Annotated in this window: 27 protein-coding genes and 1 tRNA gene; 19 read left to right on the top strand and 9 right to left on the bottom strand. The window is 56.0% G+C overall.

Going from position 1 to position 25,950, the window contains the following annotated elements; genetic code table 11:
* Positions 1-12: 12 nt before the first annotated feature.
* The 4 genes from ACR0CZ_RS04160 to ACR0CZ_RS04145 form a co-directional block, all read right to left on the bottom strand.
* Entirely contained in the window at positions 13-1,005 is a 993-nt protein-coding gene (locus tag ACR0CZ_RS04160; RefSeq protein ID WP_480537062.1) for an ATP-binding protein, read from the bottom strand.
* The gene (locus ACR0CZ_RS04155; RefSeq protein WP_480537063.1) at positions 998-3,136 is read right to left on the bottom strand and encodes a transposase; all 2,139 of its coding nucleotides are present in this window, start codon (positions 3,134-3,136) and stop codon (positions 998-1,000) included. The genes ACR0CZ_RS04160 and ACR0CZ_RS04155 overlap by 8 nt, the downstream gene beginning before the upstream one ends.
* A complete protein-coding gene (locus ACR0CZ_RS04150) occupies positions 3,133-3,720 on the bottom strand; it encodes a Tn7 transposase TnsA N-terminal domain-containing protein (RefSeq protein WP_480537064.1) in 588 nt (195 codons plus the stop codon). Before ACR0CZ_RS04150 ends, ACR0CZ_RS04155 begins: the two co-directional genes overlap by 4 nt.
* Before the next feature lie 368 nt (positions 3,721-4,088).
* A complete protein-coding gene (locus ACR0CZ_RS04145) occupies positions 4,089-4,313 on the bottom strand; it encodes a helix-turn-helix domain-containing protein (RefSeq protein WP_171181575.1) in 225 nt (74 codons plus the stop codon).
* 211 nt (positions 4,314-4,524) lie between these two features.
* Between ACR0CZ_RS04145 and ACR0CZ_RS04140 the strand changes: the two genes are divergently transcribed.
* The gene (locus ACR0CZ_RS04140; protein WP_480537065.1) at positions 4,525-5,040 is read left to right on the top strand and encodes a hypothetical protein; all 516 of its coding nucleotides are present in this window, start codon (positions 4,525-4,527) and stop codon (positions 5,038-5,040) included.
* A 96-nt stretch (positions 5,041-5,136) separates the two neighbouring features.
* On the opposite strand, the gene ACR0CZ_RS04135 is transcribed toward ACR0CZ_RS04140, so the two are convergent.
* Complete coding sequence (locus tag ACR0CZ_RS04135; protein ID WP_480537066.1) at positions 5,137-6,078, bottom strand: LysR family transcriptional regulator; 942 nt, start codon at positions 6,076-6,078, stop codon at positions 5,137-5,139.
* A 346-nt stretch (positions 6,079-6,424) separates the two neighbouring features.
* Here ACR0CZ_RS04135 and ACR0CZ_RS04130 point away from each other — a divergent pair, with 346 nt between their 5' ends.
* From ACR0CZ_RS04130 to ACR0CZ_RS04105, 6 genes are all read left to right on the top strand, one after another.
* On the top strand, positions 6,425-7,618 hold the full coding sequence (locus tag ACR0CZ_RS04130; RefSeq protein ID WP_480537067.1) for a M24 family metallopeptidase: 1,194 nt from the start codon (positions 6,425-6,427) through the stop codon (positions 7,616-7,618).
* Positions 7,615-9,261, top strand: a complete 1,647-nt coding sequence (locus ACR0CZ_RS04125) for a choline dehydrogenase (protein WP_480537068.1) — start codon at positions 7,615-7,617, stop codon at positions 9,259-9,261. Before ACR0CZ_RS04130 ends, ACR0CZ_RS04125 begins: the two co-directional genes overlap by 4 nt.
* Positions 9,262-9,274: 13 nt before the next feature.
* On the top strand, positions 9,275-9,625 hold the full coding sequence (locus ACR0CZ_RS04120; protein ID WP_170597086.1) for a cupin domain-containing protein: 351 nt from the start codon (positions 9,275-9,277) through the stop codon (positions 9,623-9,625).
* Positions 9,626-10,966: an MmgE/PrpD family protein gene (locus ACR0CZ_RS04115; protein ID WP_480537069.1), complete on the top strand. Its 1,341-nt coding sequence runs from the start codon at positions 9,626-9,628 to the stop codon at positions 10,964-10,966.
* Between the two features lie 51 nt (positions 10,967-11,017).
* Positions 11,018-11,563, top strand: coding sequence for a hypothetical protein (locus ACR0CZ_RS04110; RefSeq protein ID WP_480537070.1), 546 nt, complete (start codon positions 11,018-11,020; stop codon positions 11,561-11,563).
* 77 nt (positions 11,564-11,640) lie between these two features.
* A complete protein-coding gene (locus tag ACR0CZ_RS04105; RefSeq protein WP_480537071.1) occupies positions 11,641-11,889 on the top strand; it encodes a hypothetical protein in 249 nt (82 codons plus the stop codon).
* A 343-nt stretch (positions 11,890-12,232) separates the two neighbouring features.
* Here the strand turns inward: ACR0CZ_RS04105 and ACR0CZ_RS04100 are convergent.
* The 4 genes from ACR0CZ_RS04100 to ACR0CZ_RS04085 form a co-directional block, all read right to left on the bottom strand.
* Positions 12,233-12,309, bottom strand: a tRNA-Arg gene (locus ACR0CZ_RS04100).
* 65 nt (positions 12,310-12,374) lie between these two features.
* Positions 12,375-13,757, bottom strand: a complete 1,383-nt coding sequence (locus ACR0CZ_RS04095) for a sensor histidine kinase (RefSeq protein WP_480503721.1) — start codon at positions 13,755-13,757, stop codon at positions 12,375-12,377.
* An 18-nt stretch (positions 13,758-13,775) separates the two neighbouring features.
* Positions 13,776-15,194, bottom strand: coding sequence for an FAD-dependent oxidoreductase (locus ACR0CZ_RS04090; protein WP_170465249.1), 1,419 nt, complete (start codon positions 15,192-15,194; stop codon positions 13,776-13,778).
* 3 nt (positions 15,195-15,197) lie between these two features.
* Positions 15,198-15,956, bottom strand: a complete 759-nt coding sequence (locus tag ACR0CZ_RS04085; protein ID WP_480503723.1) for a TVP38/TMEM64 family protein — start codon at positions 15,954-15,956, stop codon at positions 15,198-15,200.
* A gap of 268 nt (positions 15,957-16,224) precedes the next feature.
* Here ACR0CZ_RS04085 and rpmH point away from each other — a divergent pair, with 268 nt between their 5' ends.
* From rpmH to ACR0CZ_RS04025, 12 genes are all read left to right on the top strand, one after another.
* Positions 16,225-16,359: a 50S ribosomal protein L34 gene (gene rpmH / locus ACR0CZ_RS04080; RefSeq protein WP_005980833.1), complete on the top strand. Its 135-nt coding sequence runs from the start codon at positions 16,225-16,227 to the stop codon at positions 16,357-16,359.
* 26 nt (positions 16,360-16,385) lie between these two features.
* A complete protein-coding gene (gene rnpA / locus ACR0CZ_RS04075) occupies positions 16,386-16,811 on the top strand; it encodes a ribonuclease P protein component (RefSeq protein ID WP_170392869.1) in 426 nt (141 codons plus the stop codon).
* Positions 16,808-17,041, top strand: a complete 234-nt coding sequence (gene yidD / locus ACR0CZ_RS04070) for a membrane protein insertion efficiency factor YidD (RefSeq protein WP_170392870.1) — start codon at positions 16,808-16,810, stop codon at positions 17,039-17,041. Before rnpA ends, yidD begins: the two co-directional genes overlap by 4 nt.
* Before the next feature lie 38 nt (positions 17,042-17,079).
* Positions 17,080-17,964, top strand: coding sequence for a tRNA 2-thiocytidine(32) synthetase TtcA (gene ttcA / locus ACR0CZ_RS04065; RefSeq protein WP_170392871.1), 885 nt, complete (start codon positions 17,080-17,082; stop codon positions 17,962-17,964).
* Positions 17,965-18,034: 70 nt separating this feature from the next.
* A complete protein-coding gene (locus ACR0CZ_RS04060) occupies positions 18,035-19,576 on the top strand; it encodes a GGDEF domain-containing phosphodiesterase (protein WP_170392872.1) in 1,542 nt (513 codons plus the stop codon).
* Positions 19,577-19,702: 126 nt separating this feature from the next.
* Positions 19,703-21,526, top strand: coding sequence for a membrane protein insertase YidC (gene yidC / locus ACR0CZ_RS04055; protein WP_170392873.1), 1,824 nt, complete (start codon positions 19,703-19,705; stop codon positions 21,524-21,526).
* Positions 21,523-22,260: an MOSC domain-containing protein gene (locus ACR0CZ_RS04050; protein ID WP_170392874.1), complete on the top strand. Its 738-nt coding sequence runs from the start codon at positions 21,523-21,525 to the stop codon at positions 22,258-22,260. The genes yidC and ACR0CZ_RS04050 overlap by 4 nt, the downstream gene beginning before the upstream one ends.
* Entirely contained in the window at positions 22,257-22,910 is a 654-nt protein-coding gene (gene yihA / locus ACR0CZ_RS04045; RefSeq protein ID WP_170392875.1) for a ribosome biogenesis GTP-binding protein YihA/YsxC, read from the top strand. The genes ACR0CZ_RS04050 and yihA overlap by 4 nt, the downstream gene beginning before the upstream one ends.
* Positions 22,911-23,057: 147 nt before the next feature.
* On the top strand, positions 23,058-23,921 hold the full coding sequence (gene argB / locus ACR0CZ_RS04040; RefSeq protein WP_170392876.1) for an acetylglutamate kinase: 864 nt from the start codon (positions 23,058-23,060) through the stop codon (positions 23,919-23,921).
* A gap of 57 nt (positions 23,922-23,978) precedes the next feature.
* Entirely contained in the window at positions 23,979-24,770 is a 792-nt protein-coding gene (locus ACR0CZ_RS04035) for a sterol desaturase family protein (protein ID WP_480537072.1), read from the top strand.
* Positions 24,770-25,423, top strand: a complete 654-nt coding sequence (locus ACR0CZ_RS04030; protein WP_170392878.1) for a ferredoxin — start codon at positions 24,770-24,772, stop codon at positions 25,421-25,423. The genes ACR0CZ_RS04035 and ACR0CZ_RS04030 overlap by 1 nt, the downstream gene beginning before the upstream one ends.
* On the top strand, positions 25,420-25,917 hold the full coding sequence (locus ACR0CZ_RS04025) for a histidine phosphatase family protein (RefSeq protein ID WP_170392879.1): 498 nt from the start codon (positions 25,420-25,422) through the stop codon (positions 25,915-25,917). Before ACR0CZ_RS04030 ends, ACR0CZ_RS04025 begins: the two co-directional genes overlap by 4 nt.
* The last annotated feature ends 33 nt before the right edge of the window (positions 25,918-25,950 follow it).

The following is a 25,950-nucleotide window of genomic DNA, read 5'->3' as shown; positions in this document are numbered from 1 at the left end:
CGAGTAGTGCTGTCACGACAACCCTCCATTCGGCGAAGGGTCGTCGGGATCCAACCAGCCCATGATGGTACGGACATCTATGCTCTGGTAGTCTTGGGCAAGGAACGGGTTGAAAGCAGGGATACACCCCGACTTGCGTCGGAATGCCTCTGCAAAATGTCCAAGACGGAGTTGGGTATCTCCGTCATAAAGCGCCTCTTCTATCCCGCTCAGACACATTTCAATGATCAATCCAAACTCATTGCCGCCTGCATGGACCAGCCGCTTGAGAAACTCTCTCTGTTGAAGTTCGATGGAAGGTATCAGACCAGATTTCCCAACGAACTCAGTAAAGATCTCTGTGATCTCGGGTTCGTGGGAAATCCAACTCACTGCACCCAGGTGCACAACATCTATGCGCCTTTTAAGCTGAACATCCGAATTGATCATCTCGATCAGATCGGGCGTGCCGGACAGAACGAGACCAACCGGCCAATCCTTGTCGTTCATCAGAGACTTCAGGGTGTTCACCACGTCATTACGGGTTTTGACGCCTTTGCTGATGTAGAGGTCCTGAGCCTCGTCCAGATGCACAAACAGGGTCCTTCGCATTCGGAGGAACTGACGCACCTGCGTCCAGATGATACCTACCGACTTGTCTCTGGCGAGCGGATATCCCAGACCGGACAGGATCGTCGTACCAACATTCTTTAGCGTGGCTGGTGAAGGCACCAATAGCCGGATCACCTCCGCCACATCCTGGCTCGCCGTTGGCAGGATCAGGTCAGTGTGATTATCAAACAAGCGGTCTGCGGCGGTGGATTTCCCGCTGCCAGACGCCCCGATCAGAGCAATGCCGCGCGCCTCGCTGCGACTACCCAATCGGATAGCCGCTCGTCTTTGGCGCAGATGACGATCAAAAACCAGTTTTAGATCGTGGAACACCTGATGCGAAACGAACATGTCTCGAAGACGCGCAATCTGGACGTCAATCTCATCAGACGGGTCGCTGCGGAGATCAGTCATCTTCAATCCTCCATTTCGAAGGTCTGGCACGATCCCCATTGGGGCTTTGCCCCTGGCCAGCTGTGTCTTCGGTGGTGTTTTCTCCTTCGTCCAATGACGGGATGACATGGCCGAACAGATCTGGCTCTGGCGGAAGGTCAAAGGCTTCAGGATCATCCGTTTCGATGCTCAAACCCTGGAACAGATCTTCCCTAGCTCGTCTAAGCCCAGCAGGTGTTTGACGCTTCAGGACAGCCCCGAACCGGCGCTCTTCTTCTGAGTTCTTTTGGATGATGGCATGCAATGCGTCAGAGACGATCTTCTCCTGAAGCACGGCCTCGGCCTTGTGCTTCAGCCGCAACTGACGCGCGGTCGCTTCCCAATGCTCATAAGACACTCCATCGAAGCACTTCTGCAGAGCCCGCGCCGCAAACCACTTTTTTCCGATCTGAACCATGATCCAGCCGAGGTCGTTCAGGTCAACTTTGATATGAACGTAACGGCGGCGGCCGTGCACATAAAACTCACGCAGTGCCTGGCAGGTGTAGTCGATGCCAAACAACTCAACTCCTTTGCCGGTAACACGCCTCTTGTAATTTAAACCGAAAGCTCGACGCCTAGTGGTTTCTGCGAGCTTGGTGACAACGCCCATTTTCTCGGCGAGACGTTTCCAACAATTATTAGGGGTTTCGCCGTTCAGTCCGCGGTGCGGCATGTTGTGATACACGTCCACAACGAACCTGATGAGGATTTCCATCAGCACATCATCTGAAAGAGAGGCCATCTCTTCCGAAGGATAGTCTCCTCTCTCTTTAGGATCAGAAAATGTGCGACCGGCGAGAAGCGGCATCAGGGCCGTCCCAAAAGTTCGAAAGATCCGCTCCACGCGCCCCCGCAAACGCGGTAGCCCGCCGCGAGGCGTCTCAACAACCCCATGCGCATCAAAGACCGCACTTCGAAACGCATCGTCCACAAAAGCAACGCCAAGATCAGTCACCAGGGAACTCAACCCGCCGTAGTGATGCCAGGTCGACTTGCAGCCAGCCGCTATCGCAAGGTCCGTTTTTTCGCGTGTGATGTCAGACAAAAGAGCCATGGCGTCTTGGCAATTCGGCTTTTCCGCCAGTCTCATGCCCACCACACATCGCGTGGCACAGTCGATCGCGAGGTAAAGCCAACGACGCCCACGGTTCAGCTTTGCGAGCTCTTCGGGACTCAAATGGTCCAGAGCTCCGCGTTCAGCCAAGATCGTGATCAGATCAACGCACCATTCATCGATCTCAACACGCTCCATCGGATAGCTCGCAGTAACACCCTCCTCATAAAGCGCGTACTTGCGATTGGCGTAGTCGACGCCGTGCCTTTGGACGCATGTGAAATACGGATCAAGCTCAGAAATTGCTCGCTCAACTTTCCGCCGTGACGGAATTGTGAGTTCCAGCTTGCCCTCCACCACTCGTTGCTTGTTCACAGTTTTGAACCGGTCCCGGCACACGTCCGCGACGTTCTTCTTGGTTAGTCTTTTCCGGGTCAAATAGGCTTCGAGGCATTCGCCCAGCAATCTCGAAGCCTCGAGGCAGAACCGCGCAGTTCGGTTGCCCGATCTATGTGTGCCCGGGATCAAAGCAAGCGGAGAGCCGCCTGCTTTCTCGTATCGTTTCACCCATTCTCTTAAGGTTCTTGGACTGGGTGGGTCCCGATAAACGTTCTTCTTTCCGGCCCTCGGATTCCGCCAATTACTTTGGGCAGCCCGTGCCTGTTTGTTCACATGGGCCTCGATGGAAGGAATGACACTCTGTAGTGAGAAATCTGTCCGCTTCGCCTCATCGACACGCTCGAACTGGTAAAACCCGTCGACCCAGCAGAAGCGCCATACCACTTCGGATCTCACGTCATCTGGCAAGCTTGCTATTGCTTCAACACCCGCACTCATTCGCAAGTCCTGGCGTTCAGGTAGGTAATATCCGGGATCAAAGGTCACATCGGGCCTTTGAAGAAGGTCGGCAAATTCGTCGAATGTGAGAGACAGGTTCCGGCCAGTCTCATCAAAATCTTCGAAGTAGTAACCAAAGTCAGTTTTCCGGTCTAATTTGTACTTCCGGCCATCTACCGTCAGAAGGCCAAAGACACTCACTCTGAAAGGCAGGTTCATTTTACACCTCCCTTCGAAAGCAAAGTGTCGAGATCAATCAGGTGCTTTCTGTCGGCCGTGAGTATGTCTTCAAAGATCCCAATCACAATGCTCCTGAACCCTGCGCCACCGAGCCCCAACAACTGGCACATCTCGTTGACCGTGACTGGAAAACAGACGTCACAGGTGATGGATTTGAGATGAGCCTGATGCTCCGAATTTCGCGTCTTTGAGAACTCAACGAAACGTTGTGCGTTTAGGGCCTCTGCGCGGGTGAAATCGCGCTCCGTCACTAACACGATGTCATCGGCAAAGTCCTTGCGCATCGCCGCGCGAATCTGCTGAAGCTCGCGCAAGAAATTCTTCTCCAACACCACCTTCCACGGCTTCACTGCTATAGCCAATCGGCGACCGTTTTTAAGCTCCGCCAAGAAATCTATGAAGTGGGTCTTCCGATTGCCTGATTGATCGCGGTAGCTGATGAATTGCGGCTGCTCCCAAACGTTGGCGACTTCAGGGTTAGCCAGCAGCAAAAACAGTACCCGCTGTTCCAGCTTACTTTCAAATTGAACGACCCTCGGGCGGTTTTGCTCAGGCAATTGCATAACAACTCCGCCTCGGGAGCTATGTGTCGATCTCCGGGGAATACCTCGTGTCGCACGGCTGGGCTCGGGCGACATCTCGCCCGTTAATGTGAACTCATCATCTTTCATGTCTTTGATTTGGAGCGCCGACCAGCTTGGGCTGATCGTGCCTCTCCACCCTCTTTTGGTGTTCCTCGGGCAAAGCCAAGCCATCTCATCGCCAATAGCGACGACGAAACAGTTGACTTTGCGATCATGGCGGGGGAAGAAGGTGTATCGGTTAGGTATCGATACAGAATAGAAGGTTTCGTTGGGTTGGCGCTCACGAAACCTTTTCTTCTTTTTTCTTCCTAATTTTTATCATCTTAGCTCATCTGCAGGCACCTCCGTTACTCATAACGTTCTGGCCAAAGAGCCTCGGGAGTGGTCCCAAGCTTCTCTGCTATGGCTTTCTGAACATAGTCAGAGCGCCTGTATCCTTGTGACACAGTAGACACTGAGCTGATGGAACGGCCGATGTCTCGGCTTAGCTTCGCCAGTGAACTGCCCTTAAGACGAAGATCACATTTGATCTGCTCGTGTTTAGCGAGATCGACAATCAAATTTCCAGTCATGTCAAACGTTCCGACTGATTCCAGTTAACGAAACCTAGCAAACAGCCTTGCGAATGTCATTTTTATTGTTTATTAGCAATATGTTACACATTCATGCCTCAAAGTATCAATGCTATGTCGGAAGACAATCAGCTAAGCTGCTGAAACGCCGACGGCTTTGCGTCAAGTGACGCAAATTGAGGTATCTGACGTTGAAGGAACTGGGTAAGGCTTGAACACAGTAGTCGAAATAAAGTGCGGCAGAGTTCCGACTATTTTCTTGAGAGAGACGCCAAATGCGTGGCAGCCATACCTGCGTCGCAACATCCTCGCTTTGCTTAGACAAAGTAAAACCCATAAGGAATTTGCCACGCGGCTCGGAATTAGCCCGTTGGTTGTGCGACGGCTCTTGGACTTGCTTGGCGTCGATTATGTTCAACGCCTCTATAGGCAATATAAAAAGGGAAAAACCTGCTCAGATATTGCCAACGCAAACGGGATGAAGCCTGCAACACTGTCCAAACTCTTTAGGGAACGAGGCTTTGAGGTACAGCGTGGGGTTCGCAGACCCAAAGTGCCAAAACATAAACTGCGCCGCATCTGGACAGAGACCCAAGTAATCAACAGGGTGGCGCAAAAATTCAAAATCCATTGGCAAACGGCGCTACATCTGCTTGAAGACGAAAAGCTGATCATGGATTATAAATGTCGACCGAGAAAACTCTCAAAATCATCACGGCCACCGTAGGTTTTTCGTATGCGCCTCAGGGGCATTCTAGAAAACCTAGATAAGTCACGGCACGGCCCATTTCCGACATTCGTTCATACGACGCCGTATGTCCGCTTACATTACCTTTCGGAACTTTCTGGCCACCTGCGCGGCGGTGCCCTCGTCAAACCGTGGTCCGGCGATTAAGCAGAAAGTCAACTGCAATGTGGAACTGGGTTCAGTCGATTGTGCCCGGGAGAACCCTTCGGCAACTGAAGCTGGAAGAAACGCTCGGCAGAACTCTACTTCAACCGCATCCCGTAGGGACGCAACAGTAGCAGCTTCAAGAACCAGCTCATGAGCATAGCGTCCATCCCTTAGATCGCGCAGCGCACCATCTCTCAGGACGCAGTCAGTGGTTAGCAGACCGCAGCGCGCTTTTCCGTTTTCACTCTTCGCAGACCCGAACCAAGTGATTTCTTCAGTCCAGAGCTCATGGCCTTCTTCACTATCAGGTTCTCGAGCCACAATGGCCATATCGAGAACCCCCGAGGCGACTTTCGGCCGAAGTGATCTGCTTGGCTCAAGAACGATGCTCGGGGACACTCTTGGGAATTCGCGCTGAAAGATCGGCAACAGCTTTTGTAGCAAGGTTGGCGCATAATCGGTCGGCGCACCGAACTTGAGAGGCCCAGCCAAGTCATCCTGCCGCAACTCCCCAAGCAGCTCATAGTTGAGCGACATCAGTCTCAGCCCCTTTGCCCTGAGCACCTCTCCGGCTGAAGTTAGTGAGATGCCTTGATTGCTGCGCTCCAGCACACGTTTTCCAAGAATTTCTTCGAGGCGTTTGATCTGCTGACTGATGGCCGCTGGGGTCTTGTTCAATTGTATGGCGGCAGGTTTGAAACCCTTTGCGTCGACCACAGTTAGAAATGTTTTGATGAGATCAAGATCAAGCGCAGGGGGCATGATTAAGTAAATCCGACATAAGATGTTAAAGTTCTTTCGTTTGCTTGATTTACTGAAATTAGCCACGCTTGGCGAGAAAAATCTGGGAGGAAGGGCATGCCGGAACAAATTGAACCTGTAGTAGATGTTTCATTTCATGATCAACCTGGCCCAGCACTTGAGCGTGCGGTCGAATTGGGGAAGCCTGGCCAGAAGGTGATTTATGCTCGTGATTGGTGCCTTTTTAACCGATCGTTAGCGTCTGCTGCGTGGGCACTATACGAAGGAGGTCTGGTTGACCTGGTGCAGAGACGTGTTCCTACCGCGCGATACACGAAGTTCGAATACATAGCGATCAAGCGTTCAAGTGGCGCCTTGTGAAACAATTTTCCTAACTCACTTATTAAGATTGTTTTGTTTGATTTAACCACAAATCCTGACGCAATATGGAATAGTCCCAAACTGCGAGGGCCCTATGCTGGATCTACCCAACATCATTGACGAGAAGCGCGTGCGCGCCTATCGCCTGAACCGAACACGCGAGTTGCTGGCCCAGTTCAAGATGGATGCGGCGGTGTTGTTCGATCCTCTCAACCTGCGCTATGCCACCAGCTGTCGGAACATGCAGGTCTGGACCTCGCATCACATGTCCCGATACGTTTTTGTGCCGATCGAGGGGCCTGTGGTTCTGTTCGATTATGGTGGTGCCAAGCACCTGTCCGACGATCTGGAGACAATCCAGGAAACACGCCCCGCGAAAAGCTGGGACTATTTCGGGTCGGGGCATCGTGCCGAGGAACACGCGAACAAATGGGCAGACGAAATTGTCGACCTGCTGCATCGGGCCTTCGGGCGCAGGGCGACGCTGGGTATCGACCGGGCTGACCTGTTGCCGATGCTCGCGCTTCAGCATCGCGGCATCAAGATGAAGGATGCAAAAGGCCCGATGGAAATGGCACGTTCCATCAAGTCGATGGACGAGGTCGCGATCATCAAGAACTCAATGCAAGTCTGCACAGATGCGATCGCCTATATGCGCAGCTTTGCCGAACCCGGCGTGACCGAGAACTTTCTTCTGGCCAAAATGAACGAATACAATATGCGCCACGGGGGCGAGTATCAGGAAACCCGGTTGTTAGCCTCGGGCCACCACACCAACCCGTGGTTCACCGAATCCACCGACAAAAAGATCGAAAACGGTGAGATGTTGGTGTTCGACAGCGATCTGATCGGGCCGGATGGCGTCTTTGCCGACCAGACCCGCGCCTTTGTCATTGGAGACCGCAAACCGACTGACGAACAGCGGGTGCTTTATGCGCATGCCTATGAGCAGATGGAGCACAACATGGCGTTGCTGCGTCCCGGCATGACCTTTGAAGAGTTCGGCGAGCTGAGCTGGAAGATGCACGACATCTATGTACCCAACCGCTATGCCGAAATGATCCACGGCATTGGCTTCGGCGTGGAGTACCCGGTAATCTATTACCCTGAAGACCACGAGACCTGGCAATATTCGGGCACCTTCCAGGAGGGTATGTGCGTCTGTGTCGAAAGCTATATCGGCCCGGTGGGCGGGGACGAGGGCGTGAAGCTGGAACAACCAGTACTGATCACCAAGAACGGCCCCGTGCCCCTGACAGATTGCCCGTTCGAGGACGACTACCTGTGAGCAGCTATGATTACGTCATTGTCGGCGCAGGCACGGCGGGCTGTGTGCTGGCGCATCGGCTTACGGAAGGCGGCACTTATTCGGTGCTGCTGTTGGAACATGGGGGCGATGATCGCAATTGGATTCTGCAAATGCCTGCCGGGCTACGATCAGCCTTCAAGCCGACCAGCAAATACAATTACTGGTTCAAGACCACGCCGCAAAAGCATCTGAACAACCGCGAGATCGACCAGCCCCGTGGCAAAGCGCTTGGCGGGTCGTCCGCGATAAATGGCATGACGTTCCTGCGTGGCAACCCGCGCGATTATGACGATTGGGCCGAGGTCGAGGGGTGCGACGGTTGGTCCTTTGCCGATTGCCTGCCCTATTTCAAGAAATCCGAGCGCCGCGACGGTTCGGCCAACGAATACCGTAACAATGCTGGCATGGTCGGGGTCAAAGCGCAGCCCATGGAAGATCTGAATCCGCTGAACACCGCCTTTCTCGAGGCTGGGCAGCAGGCTGGTCATGCGCTTACCAAAGATGTGAATGGCTATTCCCAGGAAGGCGTCAGCCGGTTTGAAATGTCCGTCGAAGGGGGGTATCGCAGCACCTCGGCCCGCGCCTATCTGCATTCTCAGGCTAAGCGCGAAAACCTGACGGTCACAACCGGTGCCAAGGTGCTGAGGGTGGTGGTAGAAAAAGGCCGCGCGGTAGGGGTGGAGTTCTCAAAGGGGCGAAAGAACCAGACCGTGCGCGCCAATAGAGAAGTCATCCTTTCTGCTGGTGCCTTTGGCACGCCGCAAATCCTGATGCTGTCCGGCATAGGCCCCGAGGCGCATCTGCGCGACCGCAATGTGCCCGTTGTCTTCAACGCGCCGATGGTGGGCGAGAACCTGCATGACCACCTTGAAGCCCATGTACAGGTCGAAACCGACAAACCCGTTTCGCTGAACAAATATCTCAAACCGCATCTTATGCTTTGGGCCGGTATCCAATGGTTTGGCTGGAAAGGCGGCGTGGCAGCGGTGAACCAATGCCATGTTGGGGCCTTTTTGCGCTCCACACCTGAAACGACACACCCAGATATCCAGTTCCACTTCTTCCCGATCCTGTTCGGGCCGAACTGGATTCCAGATCCGGCCAAGAACGGTTATCGCCTTGGTGCTGGCCCCATGCGGCCAGAAAGCCGGGGCACTGTTCGATTGGCGACAAAAAACCCCAATGACGCTCCGCTGATTGACCCCAACTATCTGGCGACGGGCCACGACTGGTTCGTCATGCGCAAAGGTCTGAAACTGGGCCGCGAAGTGTTGGCACAGGACGCGTTCAAAGAATTCCATCTGCGCGAGGATCTGCCGGGTAACCACGTCAAGACCGATGCAGACTGGGATGAGTTCATCCGGGAGGATGCGTCGTCCGCCTATCACCCTTGTGGCACTGCGCGGATGGGACCCGATGGCGACCCGCGCGCCGTGGTTGACCTTGAGCTCAAGTTCCGCGGTATCGATGGGCTGCGCATCGTTGATGCCTCTGTCATCCCGGCCGTGCCAAGCGCCAATATCAACGCTGCCACGTTCATGATCGCTGAAAAAGCGGCTGACATGATCCTTGGCCGACAACCTTTGCCCCCCGAAACGGTGCCCTATCACCGCGCCGTCTGACTGGAGACCGAACATGACACGACTGACCGAGCGTCTGCTGGATTCAACCCATTTCAAACGCCGAAAGGCGACCGAAGACACCAAGCGCAAGATTGATGGCTGGGAGATCTGGGAATGCGCCGATCCGGCCTTCAGCTATGACTATGATCGGACAGTAACCATGTATGTGCACAAAGGTGCCGCTGTCCTAACCTTCGCGGATGGTGAAGCGGTTGATATTCAGGCAGGCGATACCTTGACGGTTCAGGCCGGGGCAAGTGCCTCATGGGTGATTTCAGAACCTATCTGCAACAGCTACTTGTATCACGACACCTTCATGTCCGCCACGAAGCGGGCCGAGCAGGTTCGTTGGCAGGATCGCTAAGTGACATCGCCCATCAAAATCACCGGCTTCATCCACGGCCTGACTCCGGCGCAGATCCCCCCGGAGGTGCTTCATATGGCCCGCCGTTGTCTGGTCGACACGCTGGCGGTCTGGGCCGCTGGGACGATAACCGAGGCCAGCCGGATCGCACGGAACCACGCAGCCAAACGTTATCCCGGCACATTGCCGATGCCCTTCGACGGTCGCCCGGTGAACCCTGTGGGCTATGCCTTTTCCGGGGCGGCGACGGTGGATGCGCTGGATGCCCATGACGGCCACCAGCTTTGCAAAGGGCATGCAAGCGTTGCACTGGTCCCCGCGCTTTTTGCCGAATTGAGCAATGCCACGTGCACCATGGACGAGTTGCTCTGCCATCTCGTCGTGGGTCAGGAAATCGCCATTCGTGCCGGGCTTTCCCTGCACGCAACCGCGCCTGACTATCACTCATCCGGGGCCTGGAACGCGCTCGGATGCGCCGCCATTGCCGGCCGTCTGCGGAGGCTGCCCCAAGAGCAGACCCGGCAGGCCCTGGGCATTGCCGAATACTATGCCCCCCGTGCCCCAATGATGCGTTGTATTGAGCACCCCACAATGGTCAAGGACAGCAGTTCCTGGGGGGCTCTGACCGGCCTTTCCGCCGCAGATCTGGCTGAAGACGGGTTTACGGGGGCACCTGCCGTGACCGTTGAGGCCGCCGAAGTCGACGCCATCTGGAGCGACCTCGGCGCAAGCTGGCGGATCCTTGAAAGCAATTTCAAAGCCTACCCGGTTTGCCGGTGGGCACATCCGCCGGTCGAGGCGATCCTATCCGTCCTGCGCGACCATGGCATTCCGCAAGACGAGATCACAAAGATCACGGCGTCAACATTCCAAGAAGCAACAAAACTGGTGACACGTCGCCCTGAAGACAGCGATGCTGCTCAGTACAGCCTGCCGCTTGCGGTGGCGCTTGCCATACGATTTGGCACGATCCAACCTGATCACTTGTTGCCCGACCACTATGATCAGCCGGAAATCTGGCGTCTCGTAGACAAGGTGAGCTTAGAAGAGGACGACAAATGCAATTCAGCCTTTCCGGCCGAGCGCTATGCACGCGTGACGCTGACGTTAAAAGATGGCAGCCAATTGAGATCCGACTTCAAGGCCGCACGGGGGAACTATGACGCACCTCTCACCGATCAGGAACTGACTGAAAAACTGGAGCATTTTGCAGGACCTGTTCTTGATGCTGAAGCACGCGAGAGTATTTCAAACATTCTGTCCAATCCCAGCGAAGCCACTTCACCATTAAACCTGATGAAGCTGTTGCAGCGGTCGCGATCAGGCAAGCCCGGCGACTGAAGTTAGTTTTGGATGGTAGCAACAGACAAATGGTTGATGGGGAGTAGTCATATGGAAAAGCAAACATTGGAAGAACTTGCCGGGACCATCCGTGAGGCTGCCGCGTCTCCAGACCGCACAGCGGCCGTTCGTGCAGTGCTACAAGACAGCCAGTCGCACAAGGAAGATCTGGCCGATGCCATCGCCAAATTGGACGAAGACGAGGTGATGGTATTCGAGGATGAAACCTGTTCGATCTGGATGTGTCGCTACAATTCGGATGTGGTCTTCGCCCCTCACGAACATTGCATGGGGGTGCACATCGCCGTTTATCGTGGGGCCGAGGTCGAGGTACTGTATAAGCGCGAGCCCGGCAAGCTGCGCCATGGCGGCAACAGCCTGGTCAGGGCGGGTGATGTCGTGCGCCTTGGTCCCGATGCGATCCACGCGATCACGGCAGAGGATGAGCAAAGCCTGGCCATCCATGTTTACGAGGGCCCATTGACGCAGGTCCAACGCTCTCTTTTTGACTGGACCACGGGTGAGGAGGTGGAGTTCACTATGGAGAATTTCCATGCCATGGCCCGTCGCAAGGTCGATATGACAGAGTTCAAATAACCCTGGTAGCCAGAAGTGGCACCACGAAGATCACCTCGGTCGACGTCCATCCCTTGATGCCAGAGACCCGCGTTTGAATGCCCAATCCGCTTGTCCGCCGCATTCACAACGATAAAGGCATTTTTGGTGATGGTGAGGCCGGGACCCGCCGTGTGTTAAATCTCGGAGCATTCTGCCGTCGAATTACTTCGAACAGCAGCTCTGCATTGCGGACGTTGGTGAGAAGCGCGGCGAATGACCGCTTTCCGCCTGATTCATTAGAAAAACAACGCGTTCTGGCGCAAAAAGTACCGGCGCGGCCTGCACCGTCGCACTTGTTTTTATGAGACAGCGGGATTTGGACAAGCCAAACGCCCCTGGCCATCAGGGGTAAGGCGCTGCCTTCCCCCTCGGGCAACCCTATTAGACAAAACCGTGTCCTCGGCTACGCCTGCGGGCCGCACCACTATTGTCGAATAGCATTGCCTCGCCCCCATCCGCGTTCGCCACGTGGCAGATCAGCAGGAACAGGCGCCTTCAGCGTCTGATCTGCAAATCAGCCCTGATTTTCCCAAAAGGGAAGTCAGGATCATTGAAATCGGTCTAGGTGCTGGATGATGGAAGTGAGGCGAAAATGGCAAGGTTCTGTCGCTGGTGGCAGAATTATGTGTCGCCTGACAAGAAAACCAGTGGCGGACCGAGGAGGATTCGAACCCCCGACCCCTTGATTCGTAGTCAAGTACTCTATCCAGCTGAGCTATCGGTCCGCGTTGGTGAGGCGGTATGTAGACCCGAGGCCAAGGGCGCGCAAGTCGATTCTTCAAAAAAAACTTCAAAAAGTCATATCGCCGCGTGGAAGCCTTATTTCAAAGGTGGTTCCATCAGGCCCTGTGTCTTTCAGAAACAGGTCTCCGCCGTGACCCCGCACCAATTCTTGCGAAATCGCGAGCCCAAGTCCCGAGCCGCCTTTGCGAACACCACCCTGAAATGGTGTAAACAGATTCTCTCGGGCCTTAGGAGGCAGGCCTGGACCCGTATCGCTGATTTCGATGCACCAGTCGGCTTCAAGCTCAGATGCAGACACCGTTACGCGCCCCGCCTTACCCGAGACCAGAAGTGCTTGCCGGGCATTGCGCACAAGATTCATGACAACCCTGAAAATCTGTTCCGGGTCGGCACGGATAACAAGATCTTCGGGTACGTCGTTCACAATCTCAACGCAGGCATCGGCAATGGCGAGTTGCTCGCTGGCGACAACATCTGCGGTAACGTCCCGCAAGCGAACCATGGTCAGGGTTGGGGCTGGTTCTTCGGCGCGTCCGAACGCCAAGGTGCTTTCGCACAAAGAAACCGCCCGCGTGATCGAATTGACAAGTTTGGGTGCCATTCGCGCCACCAGGGGGTCATTGCTGGCCTCAATTCGATCGGTAAACAGCTGAGCAGAGGTCAGAATGTTGCGCAGATCGTGGCTGACCTTAGCCACCGCCCCGCCCAACTGGGCCAGACGTTCACGTTGTTTCAGGGCCTGGGTCAGATCGGTTTGAAGCATCTGCAGGGCCTCTTCGGCCTCGCGCAGTTCGGTCACCTTGGAATTGGGGGAGATGATGCCGCGCGCATCCTCAGGTGCGCTGGCATAGCGCTGCATGTAGCCAACAACGCTTTTGATCGGACGCACCAGTACCACGCGCACAGCCAGAAACAGGAACGAGGCCGTTATGATTGAGATCACAAAGGACAGCCCAAGGATGCGGAGCCCATAATCCGTCATGGCCATGCGCAAGGGCTCACTGTCCATTGTCACCTCGATCAACAGTCCTGCGTCTTTGACCGGCGCGCCGATCACACGAATGACCTCGTTTTCGGGGGTAAACAGCCTCGAGACAGCATCACGGATCAGCACCCAAGCGCTGGCATTACGCAAATCAAAGGTCTTGGTGATCTGGGTCGGGATCGGTGAAGACAGCATTAGCTGACGCACCTCGTCGCGGCGCAATACGACGTTATAGACCCCCGCATTTGACAGCAATTCCGCTTCAAGCTCTTCAGCCAGCATATCGTCGGCCAACAAAGCAAGCGAGGCGATCTGGGCGCGTTCCAGCCGGTTCAGCAGAAAATCTTCACGGAAACGCGCGATCGAGGGCACAAAGATCAGCACTTCGGCCAACATGACGAAGACCGTCGTCAGGATCAGAAATCGGCCCGACAGCGAGTTCACTTTACGCTCCTCCTTGGGTCAGGGAATCCAGCGCTGGACGAACCTGACCACTCGTTTAACCATTTGATTCTCAAACAGCCTTGGAGAGAAATAGGCTCCTGCCACACGTTTGTTAAGCTCTCCGACCGTTGGGTAAGGCGAAACCATCGCTGCGATCTGACCCATCTTGAGATTATTGGCCAGCGCAAGCGACCACAAGTTGATCAATTCTCCGGCCTGATATCCGACGATTGTCACGCCCACAGGTCGGCCCTTTACGACCATCACCTTGATGAACCCCTTGGTCTTGCGCTCGGAAACTGCGCGGTCATTGTGGTGATAGTCGAACCGGGCAACCTCCACCGCGTCGCCATGCTGTTCACGGGCTTGTGCCTCGGTCAGGCCGACCTGTGCCAGTTCGGGATCTGTATAGGTGGCCCATGGGATATGAGCGGTCTTCGCTTTCGACGGAAGCCCAAATAAGGCAGAGCGGATGATGATCCCCGCATGATATCCGGCGACATGGGTGAATTGCAGCCCACCTGCAACATCACCAATGGCATAGACCTTGCGATTGCTCGTGCGTAAAGAGTCGTCCACCTTGATGCCTGCCCGCGTGCTGTCGATCCCGGCAGTGTCGAGGTTCAGACGGTCGATATTGGCCTTGCGTCCGACGGCCAGCAACAGATGAGAGCCCGCGTAGACCTCATCATTCTCAGTGACCACCTCAATGGTGCCTGCATTTTCTCGGATCTGGGACACCATGGCGTTTTCATGGATTTCGACACCTTCAGTCCGAAGGCTGTCCAGCACGACGGCTGCAGCTTCAGGGTCGTCTTTGCCCAGCGCACTAAGGCCCTCGATCACGGCCACTTTGCAGCCCAGCCGGTTATGCGCCTGCGCCATTTCCATGCCGATGGGACCTCCGCCAATGATCAGCAGGTGCTCGGGCTTATCGCGCAGGTCGAATATGGTCTCGTTGGTGTAATACGGCACTTGATCCAGCCCGGGCAGCGGCGGCACCAAGGGCGATGAACCTGTGGCCACCACGACGCGACGGGCGGTGATCAGATGATCTCCGGCCTGTACCTGCGTGGGTGAGATGAATCGGCCGTACTCCCGGATTACCTTGACGCCAAAGCCTTCAAAACGCTCCTGACTGTCCATGGGTTCGATCTGGGCGATAACACTCTGCACATGATCCTTGGCAGCTGCGTAATCCACTTGTGGCATCGCATCCGCGACGCCAAAAGCCGACGCGTGGGCCTGAGCATATGCAGCCTTGCCGCTGGCGATCAGAGCTTTGGATGGGACACAGCCGAAGTTCAGGCAATCCCCACCCATCTTGTGGCCTTCCAGCAGGATGACATCCGCACCCATCTGGCTGGCCCCTGCGGCTACAGACAACCCGCCTGACCCGGCCCCGATCACCAGGATATCGGTTTTCAACTCTTGCATGGATCAGGAGCCCTTTCGACCACGGAGGGATTTGATGACAATCGGCAGCGCTGCCAGCGCGCACAAGCCAATAATTGGCCCGATCACGAAGGGTTCCCATAACAGCGAGACATCCGGAGTTTCGCCGCGATCAAAGACACCACCCAGCCCAACACCGATCCAGGTATAGACAATCCCACCAGGGATGATGCCCAGCGCCGTCGTAATCAGGAAGTTTCGGAACTTTACCCCAACCAATGCCGGCACCAGATTGGCAACGAAGAAGGGCACCACAGGAACAAGACGCAGCAGGAACAAAACCGAGATTTCATTCTCACGCAGCCCGTCCTTCAGTTTCTTGACCGTCCCTTCCGAGGCTTCAAGCTTGGCGGTCAGAGATTCACCCAAACCCCAGCGTGCGGCCAGAAAGATCGTCGAAGCGCCTATGGTGGCGGCAAAAACATTGAAAGCCGTTCCTGCAAGCAACCCGAACAGGAACCCACCGGTCATCGAAGCGACCGCAGCGCCAGGCAGCGAGAAAGCAACAATAATGATGTAAATCCCTACGAAAGCCGCAGCCATCGCCCAGTAGTTTGAATCGCGCCAGGCCAGCAAAGCCTCGCGATTGTCGCGCAGGGTTTCAAAGGTCAGATAGTCGCCCAGCGCAAAGAACCCCACGGCGGCAACGGCGAGAATCACCGCCAAAGGGATATGACGTGCCAGCCCGTTGCGCGGGATCTTGGTGGTTTCGTTCATCTGGGTAGCAGGTTCTTGTTCATTCATCTTACCCACAACATGCGCCGCCCGCGCGCGCTGCAACAGAGGCCTCACGGGGCCTTGATGTTTATGGCACTTAATGTGAGGGATACGCGCTCTGAACCCGGTTTTTGAAATCTTTTGCCCGGGCAGATTACAGATTTGTTGCAAAACGCACCAAAACCCCCACCTAGGGGTTTGACTTACCCCCCGCTACCCAGTAGAGGACGGGCTTCGAACACTAGGGCTAGGCGAATCCGCGCCGCACCCACCGCTATAGATTGGAGACGGAGCGATGAAACGCACCTATCAGCCTTCGAACCTGGTTCGCAAACGCCGCCACGGTTTCCGCGCGCGCATGGCTACCAAAGCCGGCCGCAAAATCCTGAACGCACGTCGCGCACGCGGCCGCAAGTCGCTGAGCGCATAAGCCGCTCGACCTTTCAGGTTATGAACATGACGCCGCCGGAGGCCCCTGAGGATGGTAACAACCAGCCGAGGGTGATGCCCCCGGCGGCGTCCGTTTGCGCATCTGAATCATTGACCGTACTGCAGAATCGCTCGGACTTTCTGAAAGCCGCGCGGGCCAAACGGCAAGGCACTGCATCGATGATGGTGCAGGCGCGTAAACGTGGCGCTGATGAGGCTGCGGGCATTCGCATCGGGTTCACCTGCTCAAAGAAGGTCGGCAATGCCGTCGCCCGCAACCGCGCCAAACGCCGCCTGCGTGAAGCCGCGCGGGCCGTATTACCTATTCATGGGCATGCGGGCTGGGACTACGTGTTGATCGGCCGCGCCGAGGTTACCGCTGCACGGCCGTTTGATGCGCTGAAAGACGATCTGCGCTATGCCCTGCGCAAAATTCATGGGGGTGGCAAGTGAACATATTTGCCCATCTCCTCGCCCTGCCCGTCCGGGCCTACCGGTTGATCTTCAGCCCCTGGGTTGGATTTAACTGCCGCTATCAGCCGACTTGTTCCGCCTATGCACTGGAAGCGCTTGAAAAACACGGCGCCATCAAGGGCGCATGGCTGGCGGCGCGCCGGATCGGGCGCTGCCATCCGTGGGGTGGCGATGGCTATGACCCTGTGCCCGACGACGAACGACCCTGACCCTTGCCCGGTTCACCCAACTGCGATAGGCCCCGCCCATGTTTGATGAAGCCGACGATATCCATCCGCTTTTTACCGGTGCGCCTTCAACCACCGAGTTCAAGAAGCTGCGCAAGCGCATCGTGCGCCAGACGCGCGAGGCCATTGAGCAGTACGGCATGGTGGACCGCACCGCCGAAGGTAAAACACCCCGCTGGTTGGTCTGCCTATCGGGCGGTAAGGACAGCTATACCCTTCTGGCGGTGCTCTACGAACTGAAATGGCGCGGTCTGCTGCCCGTGGATCTTCTGGCCTGCAATCTGGATCAGGGGCAACCGGGGTTCCCGGCAACAGTCCTGCCAGAATTCCTAGACCGTATGGGGGTGCCACATCGGATTGAGTATCAGGACACCTATTCCGTTGTGATGGACAAAGTTCCGCAGGGCCGCACCTATTGTGCGCTGTGTTCACGCCTGCGTCGGGGCAACCTCTATCGTATCGCGCGCGAGGAAGGTTGTTCCGCAGTTGTGCTTGGCCATCACCGCGATGACATCCTTGAAACCTTTTTCATGAACCTGTTCCATGGCGGTCGTCTTGCAACCATGCCACCAAAACTGGTGAATGAAGAAGGTGATCTGTTCGTCTATCGCCCGCTGGCCCATGTGGCCGAGGCGGATTGCGAGAAATTCGCCAAGGCGATGAACTATCCCATCATACCCTGCGATCTGTGTGGCAGTCAGGACGGGCTGCAGCGTCAGCAGGTCAAGCAGATCCTCGATCAGTGGGAAAAGAACAGCCCCGGTCGGCGGCAAGTGATGTTTCGGGCATTGACCAATGCGCGGCCTTCGCATCTTCTGGACCCAAAACTGTTTGATTTCGCAAATCTTTCGATCGATCCGATTCAAAAAGACGAAAATTCAGACGATATTCCCCAGTTACGTTAACGCCTGACTCAGATTGATTTTCTACGGTTGGCTTGCGCGATCCTAGCCCAAGCTGAAGGCCGTAAAACCTATGCGGAAATTCCTCTTTGTCGACCGTTGTTCCGAAACGCTGCAGATATTTCTCACCGGACCGCAGGTTCTGGCATTTATTCCCGCGGCGTGTTTAGCCGCCTTCTGGTTGGGCGGTGAACGTGCGCTTGTTACCACGGCGTTGGGTTTGCCCCTTGCTTTTGCCGTCATCGGAAATTGGGGAAGCCGTTCTTATACAGCCCGCAGTTCAGGTATGCGCCCCAGCGGCCTGGTTCCATATGACGTATTCCAATCAGAGTTGGAGGCGTTGAGTGAATCGGTCAGCAAATCAGGTGAGAATGCCGCCTGTATCGCAATTGCTTTGGACGGCTATGCCGAGCTTCAAGATCTGCACGGTCAGGCTGCCGCCACTCATGTAAAGCAGCAATTCAGTGATCGTATCCTGTCGATCATCCGAAATCAGGACATCTTTTCGCAGATCGATCAGAACCGGTTTCTCATTGGCCTGCATCCCTCCCCACATCTTGATCTGGAAGCCTGCATTCAAATGTCTGGCCGCATCCAAAGCGCAGTCGAAGAGCCGCTTCTGTTGAATGGCACAGGAGTTTACCAATCCTGCTCGATCGGGTTCTGCCTGCATTCAGACCTGCGACAGGCCGAGGCTGATGAGTGGATTGGCGCTGCCACCGCTGCACTGTCCGAGGCGCAAAGAAGCGGTCCCTCCACCATACGCGCCTATTCAACCGCGACCCGTCGGCGATCCCTGGTCCGAGCCAATTTGAGAAAAGAGTTCGAGGCGGCATTGGACAATGGAGAGATTCGGCCCTGGTTTCAGCCTCAGGTTTCAACGGATAATGGGAACATCACAGGGTTCGAGGCTTTGGCAAGGTGGGAGCATCCAATAAAAGGTGTTCTCAGCCCGCAGGTATTCCTGCCCTTCGCCGAGCAAGCCGAACTGATGGAGCGGCTAGGCCAAATCATGCGTCACCATGCTTTTAAAGCGATGCAAGCTTGGGATCGTGCAGCATGCGTTGTGCCCCGGATCGGTATCAATTTCTCATCCGATGAGTTGCGCAATCCCGGCTTGATCGACCGCCTGAAATGGGAGTTGGATCAGTTTGATTTGACACCGGATCGGCTGGCGGTTGAGATTCTGGAAACCGTGTTCTCGCGCAGGCCGGATGACGTGATCACGCGGAATGTAACCGGCATGGCTGCGCTTGGATGCTGTATCGACCTGGATGACTTTGGAACCGGCCATGCCTCGATCGCCTCGATCAAGCGGTTTGACGTCTCGAGGATCAAGATTGATCGGACATTTGTCACCAAATCGGATCAAGATCCCAGCCAGCAGCAACTGGTCAGCGCCATTCTGACCATGGCTGAACGTCTGAACCTCGAGACGCTCGCCGAAGGCGTGGAAACGCCCGGCGAGCACGCGCTGATGGCGCAATTGGGCAGTAACCACGTTCAGGGGTTCGGAATTGCAAAGCCAATGCCATTTGAGCAGACCCTGGATTGGATCGCGGCGCATCGTGCCAAGATCAGGGGTGCATCCAAGATCGGTCGCAAAATGGGATGAAATCTGCAATTACGGTGCGCCAAATCCAGCGCCGGAGCGATTTGATGGGCGATTCCGCTTGACCTTTGGGGCTGCACTCTGTTGAACCCACCGGGTGTGTTTCACTGCTCAAGGTGGCTGTCCCCGATGGACGATCAGAACAAAAATCTCATCCTTGCAACCGCGCTCAGCTTTCTGGTGATCCTTGTCTGGTTCGTGCTGTTCCCACCGCCGGAATCAACCACGACGCAGGACGCTGCAGAAATTGCTGCTCTGGAAGGCGACGAGGTGCAAACACCCAGCGCGACCAGCACCGTGGGTGAAGCCACAGCGACCGCCGAGGAAACACTGCCAGAGGAACAAGCCCCTCGCGTCAACATCGACACCCCCCGTCTGAAAGGCAGCCTGTCCCTGTCCGGCGGGCGGATCGATGAGCTGTTTCTGAAAGATTATAAAGTCTCGATCGAAGAAGGCGCGCCTATTGTTGAGCTGCTGTCTCCGGTTGGTTCGGAATCGGCTTATTATGCCCTTTACGGCTGGGCACCGGGTACAGGAGTTGCAGGTGCGGATGTCCCGGGCCCCAACACGCTCTGGACATTGGAAGAGGGTGAGACGCTTGGCGTAGACAACCCCATCACGCTGGCCTGGGACAATGGCAATGGCCTGACTTTCCGCCGCACCATCGCGGTCGACCAGGACTACATGTTCACAGTTACCCAATCGGTTGAAAACGCGACCCAATCCGAGGTGGGCATGGCCCCCTATGGCATTCTTGCACGCCACGGTATTGGTGAAGATGGCGACCTTCCGGGCCTGAAAAACTTCTTCATCCTGCATGAGGGTGTGATCGGCATGGCGGACGGCACGCTGTCAGAAGTTGACTATGGTGATGTCCGCGATTTTGACATCGACCCGAACGAACGGGCGCAGGCCGAGGTCTATCAGGTCAAGGAAGATGGCTGGATCGGCTTCACGGATCACTACTGGATGACCACGCTGATCCCAGAGCCGGGCTCGACCTTCAAAGCAGCCGCAAAATATGACTCGCGCCGCAAAATCTATCAAACCGAAACGGTGCTGCCGACGCTGACCGTAGCGCCGGGTGAGACTGCTAAAGTGACCACACGCCTGTTCGCTGGTGCCAAGGAATGGGAAGCCATTCGGGAATACCAGGCCGAAGGTGTGCAGAAGTTCATCGACAGCATCGACTGGGGCTGGTTCTTCTTCCTGACCAAGCCGATCTTCTGGCTGCTGCACAACATCAACCTGCTGATCGGCAACATGGGCTGGTCCATCATCGGCCTGACCCTGATCATCAAGGCGATCCTGTTCCCGCTGGCGTTCAAATCCTACGTTTCGATGGCCAAGATGAAGGAATTGCAGCCCCAGATGGAGGCCTTGAAAGAGGCCGCAGGGGATGACCGCCAGAAGATGCAGCAAGGCATGATGGAGCTGTACAAGAAGGAAAAGGTTAACCCGGCCGCAGGCTGTTTGCCGATCCTGATGCAGATCCCCATCTTCTTCTCGCTGTACAAGGTGATTTTTGTCACCATCGAACTGCGTCAAGCCCCATGGTTTGGCCCGTTCCAGGACCTCAGCGCTCCGGATCCGACCTCAATCTTCAACTTCTTTGGTTGGCTGCCTTGGGCGGCACCGCAGCCTGAAAGCTTCATGGCGCTGATCTTTATCGGTATCCTGCCACTGCTGCTGGGTATCTCGATGTGGCTGCAGCAGAAACTGAACCCGGCACCGACCGATGCAACACAGGCGATGATCTTTGCCTGGATGCCATGGGTTTTCATGTTCATGCTGGGCGGATTTGCCAGCGGTTTGGTGGTCTACTGGATCGCGAACAACACGATCACATTTACCCAGCAATACCTGATCATGCGGAGCCAGGGCTATACGCCCGATGTATTCGGCAACATCAAATCAGGCTTCAAACGAACGCCAAAGACGGACGACAAATGAGCGGTTCGGTCACCAGCATTTGGCGGCACCCGATCAAAAGTCACGGGCGTGAACGCCTTGATCACGTTACCATGATCCCCGGGCATACCATGCCCGGGGATCGTGTTTGGGCGGTTGCACATGAGGCGTCGAAAGCGGATGGATCGGAATGGGCACCCTGCGCCAATTTCAGCCGAGGCGCGAAGGCCCCTCAGTTGATGGCAATCTCGGCGCAGCTGCAAGGCGACTCGGTCACGCTGAGCCATCCCGATCGCCCCGATCTAAGCTTTGAGCCCGACGCGCATCAGGACACCTTTCTGGACTGGGTCAAACCACTGATGCCTGCAGATCGCGCTGCGTCTGCCCGCATTGTCCGCGCCGCTAATCGCGGCATGACGGACAGCGATTTTCCTTCGATCAGTTTGTGCAACATGTCGTCGCATCGGGCGGTCGAGCAGAAGCTAGGCAGGGATCTTTCTATCGCTCGCTGGCGTGGAAATATCTGGTTCGATGGCCTGCCGCTGTGGAATGAGCTCGACTGGATTGGCCGCGACATCCGGATCGGCAAGGCCGTTTTTCATGTGCGCGAACGCATCACGCGGTGTTTGGCGACAACCGCCAACCCTGAAACGGGTGAGCGGGATGCCGACACACTGGGTGCGCTGAGCAGCTGGGATCATCAGGATTTTGGCGTTTATGCCGAAGTTCTGGAAGGCGGCACCATTCACACCGGTGACGAGGTTCAGGTTCTATGACCACACTTCCCTTTCCACTAGCTGAAACTCCAGATGAATTCGCAACGGAAACCGGTCGAAAGCTGTTTGCCGGGCCATCCGAATTCGTCAAAGGCGTCGTTGCCATGGATGGCCTGCCTGCCCCCGATCGGCTGGAGGTATGTTTCGCCGGGCGTTCGAATGTCGGTAAATCCAGCTTGATCAACGCGCTAACGGGCACCAAGGGGTTAGCACGTGCCTCGAACACGCCGGGGCGTACACAAGAGATCAACTTTTTCACGCAAGGGCCTGAACTCTATTTGGTCGACCTGCCTGGGTACGGGTATGCGAACGCGCCGGTGAAGGTCGTGGAAAAATGGCAACGTCTGCTGAAACAGTATCTGAGTGGACGTCAGACCCTGCGCCGTGCCTTCGTCCTGATCGACTCGCGCCACGGGGTGAAACCTGTGGACGCCGAGATCATGAAGCTGCTGGATACCAGCGCAGTGACCTTTCAGTGCGTTCTGACAAAGGCCGACAAGGTCAAAGCAAAAGACCGGGAAAAAGTGCTGGACCAGGTACGCGCCGCGCTTTCGAAACATCCTGCGGCCTTCCCCGAGATCGTGTTGACCTCATCCGAGAAGGGCGACGGCATTCCGACCCTGCGTTCGATCATTGCGCATCTGGAGTGACGCTGTTCAGCAATATCCAAGTTATGAGCTAAGGAAGCCGGGCTGCGCCCATCGGGTACGGCCCGTTCAGATTGGCTGTTTCCGCGATCCGGTCTTGGCACCATCCTCCAAACACCCTAACACAGGTTCCCAGAGGGACACTCAGCCATGAAGACACGAGATATGAACCGGGATTGGATCGCCACCGCCGCCACATTGAACAGCGCCCTGCCCTATCTGCAGCGATACGACGGTGCGATTGTCGTCATCAAGCTAGGTGGCCACGCCATGGGCAGCGACGAAGCCATGGAAAGCTTTGCGCGCGATGTGGTGCTTATGCGTCAGGTTGGCGTAAACCCGGTCGTCGTGCACGGCGGTGGCCCAATGATCAATGCGATGCTCGACAAACTGGATATCCAGTCCGAGTTTGTGGGTGGTAAACGCGTGACGGACAAAGCCACAGTCGAAGTGGTCGAAATGGTCCTGTCGGGCCTTGTGAACAAGCGGATCGTGCAGGCGATCAATGCGCAGGGTGGCATGGCTGTGGGTCTGTCGGGCAAGGATGCCCATTTGATGATGTGCGAACAGACCGACGCCTCGCTCGGGTTTGTCGGCACACCGTCCGAGATGAACCCCAAAATCCTGCATGACCTGTTTGCGCATGATGTTATCCCTGTGATCGCGCCGCTGGGCGCAGGTCGGAATGGCGAAACCTTCAATGTGAATGGCGACACTGCAGCCGGGGCGATCGCCTCAGCTCTTAAGGCAGACCGCCTGCTGCTGCTGACCGATGTAGCGGGCGTCAAGAACGCAGCGGGCGATGTCGTGACCGAGCTCAAAGCCGGCCAGATTCGTGAGATGACGCGTGAAGGCACTATTGCGGGTGGGATGATTCCAAAAACCGAAACTGCGCTGGACGCGCTGCATAATGGCGTTCGGGCGGTCGTTATTCTGGACGGGCGCGCGCCAAATGCGGTGTTGCTCGAACTGTTTACGGAACACGGTGCCGGATCCTTGATCCGTCCTGATTAACGCCATAGTGATCTTCAACATCTTGCACCGGGCATTAACATGCTCGATTGTGAATGTATGGAGAACGAGCCCCTATTTCGCCTAAGCGTGTTTTTGATCCTGTTTGTTGTGTTTGCGGCGGCAGAGACAATTGCGCCAAAACGCTTACGAACCTTTCCGCGAAAAAATCGGTGGCTAACCAATCTATCAATCACTGTTTTGAACACACTGATGCTCAGGACTATGGCGATTGGGTTGCCCTTATTGGCAGTTGGCGCTGCCATTGATGCCGGGAAAAATGGATTGGGCGTTTTTAATTGGCTCGCCTGGCCAGGGTGGGTTGAGCTTATTCTATGTGTGCTGATTCTGGACTTTGCAATCTGGCTACAGCATCTGATTACCCACAAGGTGCCAATCCTTTGGCGGCTACATCGTGTGCATCACGCCGACCGAGACATGGACGTCACTACTGCAGTCCGCTTTCACCCGGTTGAAATCGCGTTGTCCATGATCCTGAAAATCGGGCTAATCTATCTGCTCGGCGCCAGCGCCCTGGCTGTGTTCCTGTTCGAGATCCTTCTTAATGGCACAGCGTTGTTCAATCATTCAAACTTGAAGCTCCCCCTTGCCGTTGACGCCGTAGTACGTAGGATTCTTGTGACACCCGATATGCATCGCGTACATCATTCGGTATTCCGAACAGAGCATGACAGCAATTATGGCTTTGCACTGTCTATCTGGGACCGAATGCTGGGGACTTACATCGCACAACCTCGGGACGGGCACGAACAAATGAGCGTGGGATTGGAATGGCAGGACGATCGACCAACAAAACTGGGCTGGAGCCTGGCTCTGCCCTTCCGCCGCTGATGACCTACGCCAATGTCGAACGAGCAGCCACTCAGGTTGGGCTGATAGTTATGGGTGCACTTCATCCAAGGCCCAGTGAAGCAAAGCAACTTGATGACGGAACCCTAATCCTTCTGGGGGCTGCGGGGGCATTCTGGCCTGCTCTAAAGGCCTCGGCTGAGTGGCAGGATGGCCAACCCGACCCGGTTGATCGCTGGTCTAGACGGGTGATCGGCCAGCTTGCGCGGGACATGAGGGGCACCGCCTACTATCCGTTCGGCGGCCCACCATACGCACCCTTCATTGACTGGGCACTTAAGTCCGGTCGCACCTTCAGCAGTCCAGTCGGGGCCCTGGTGCACGATACGGTAGGGATGATGATATCATTCCGTGGTGCGTTGCATTTTGCGGATGAGTTTTCAATTCCATCCGTGTCTCAATCGTCACCCTGCACAGAATGCCCCGCGCCTTGTGCAACAACCTGTCCGGTTGGGGCTTTGAACACCCACAGCTTCTATGACGTAGCAGCCTGTCATGATCATCTCGATACCAAGGCGGGACACAGCTGCATGAATAAAGGCTGCCTTGCCCGGCTCGCCTGCCCTCTCAGCGCCGGCGCAGAGCGCCAGCCAGAGCAATCTGCGCATCACATGAAAGCGTTTCACCGATCATGACCCGCACACTGATCCTAATGCGCCATGCCAAGTCCAGTTGGGGCGATCCCTTTGCCGAAGATCACGACCGCCCGTTGAACAATCGAGGACGCAACTCGGCCCCCGCAATTGGGGCGTGGCTGCAAAGCAATGGCTGGCTGCCGGATGACGTTATCTGCTCAAGCGCCAAGCGCACCCGGGAAACGTGGGACAGGCTGGGGCTGAGCACCCCGGAAATCCGCTTTACCCCCGCCTTGTATCTGACCGTCCCCGATGAGATGTTCGCCGAATTGGCCACAGCCACCGGCAATACCGTACTAATGCTGGGGCATAATCCCGGCATCGCTGCATTTGCAAATCGGCTGGTACGCAACCAGCCCGATCATTCGAGATTCTACGACTATCCGACTTGCGCAACGACTGTGATCCGGTTCGATATCCCCGACTGGAATGCGCTCGAATGGCATCAGGGTGAGGTTCTGGGCTTCACGATCCCACGCGAGCTGCTGGAATAGAAAAAGGCGAGGTCGACACCCCGCCTTCTTGGT

It is taken from the genome of Ruegeria sp. H9 (genome assembly GCF_056532915.1).
The sequence above is the reverse complement of the archived record's forward strand: the minus strand, read 5'-3'. Positions and strand labels throughout refer to the sequence as shown.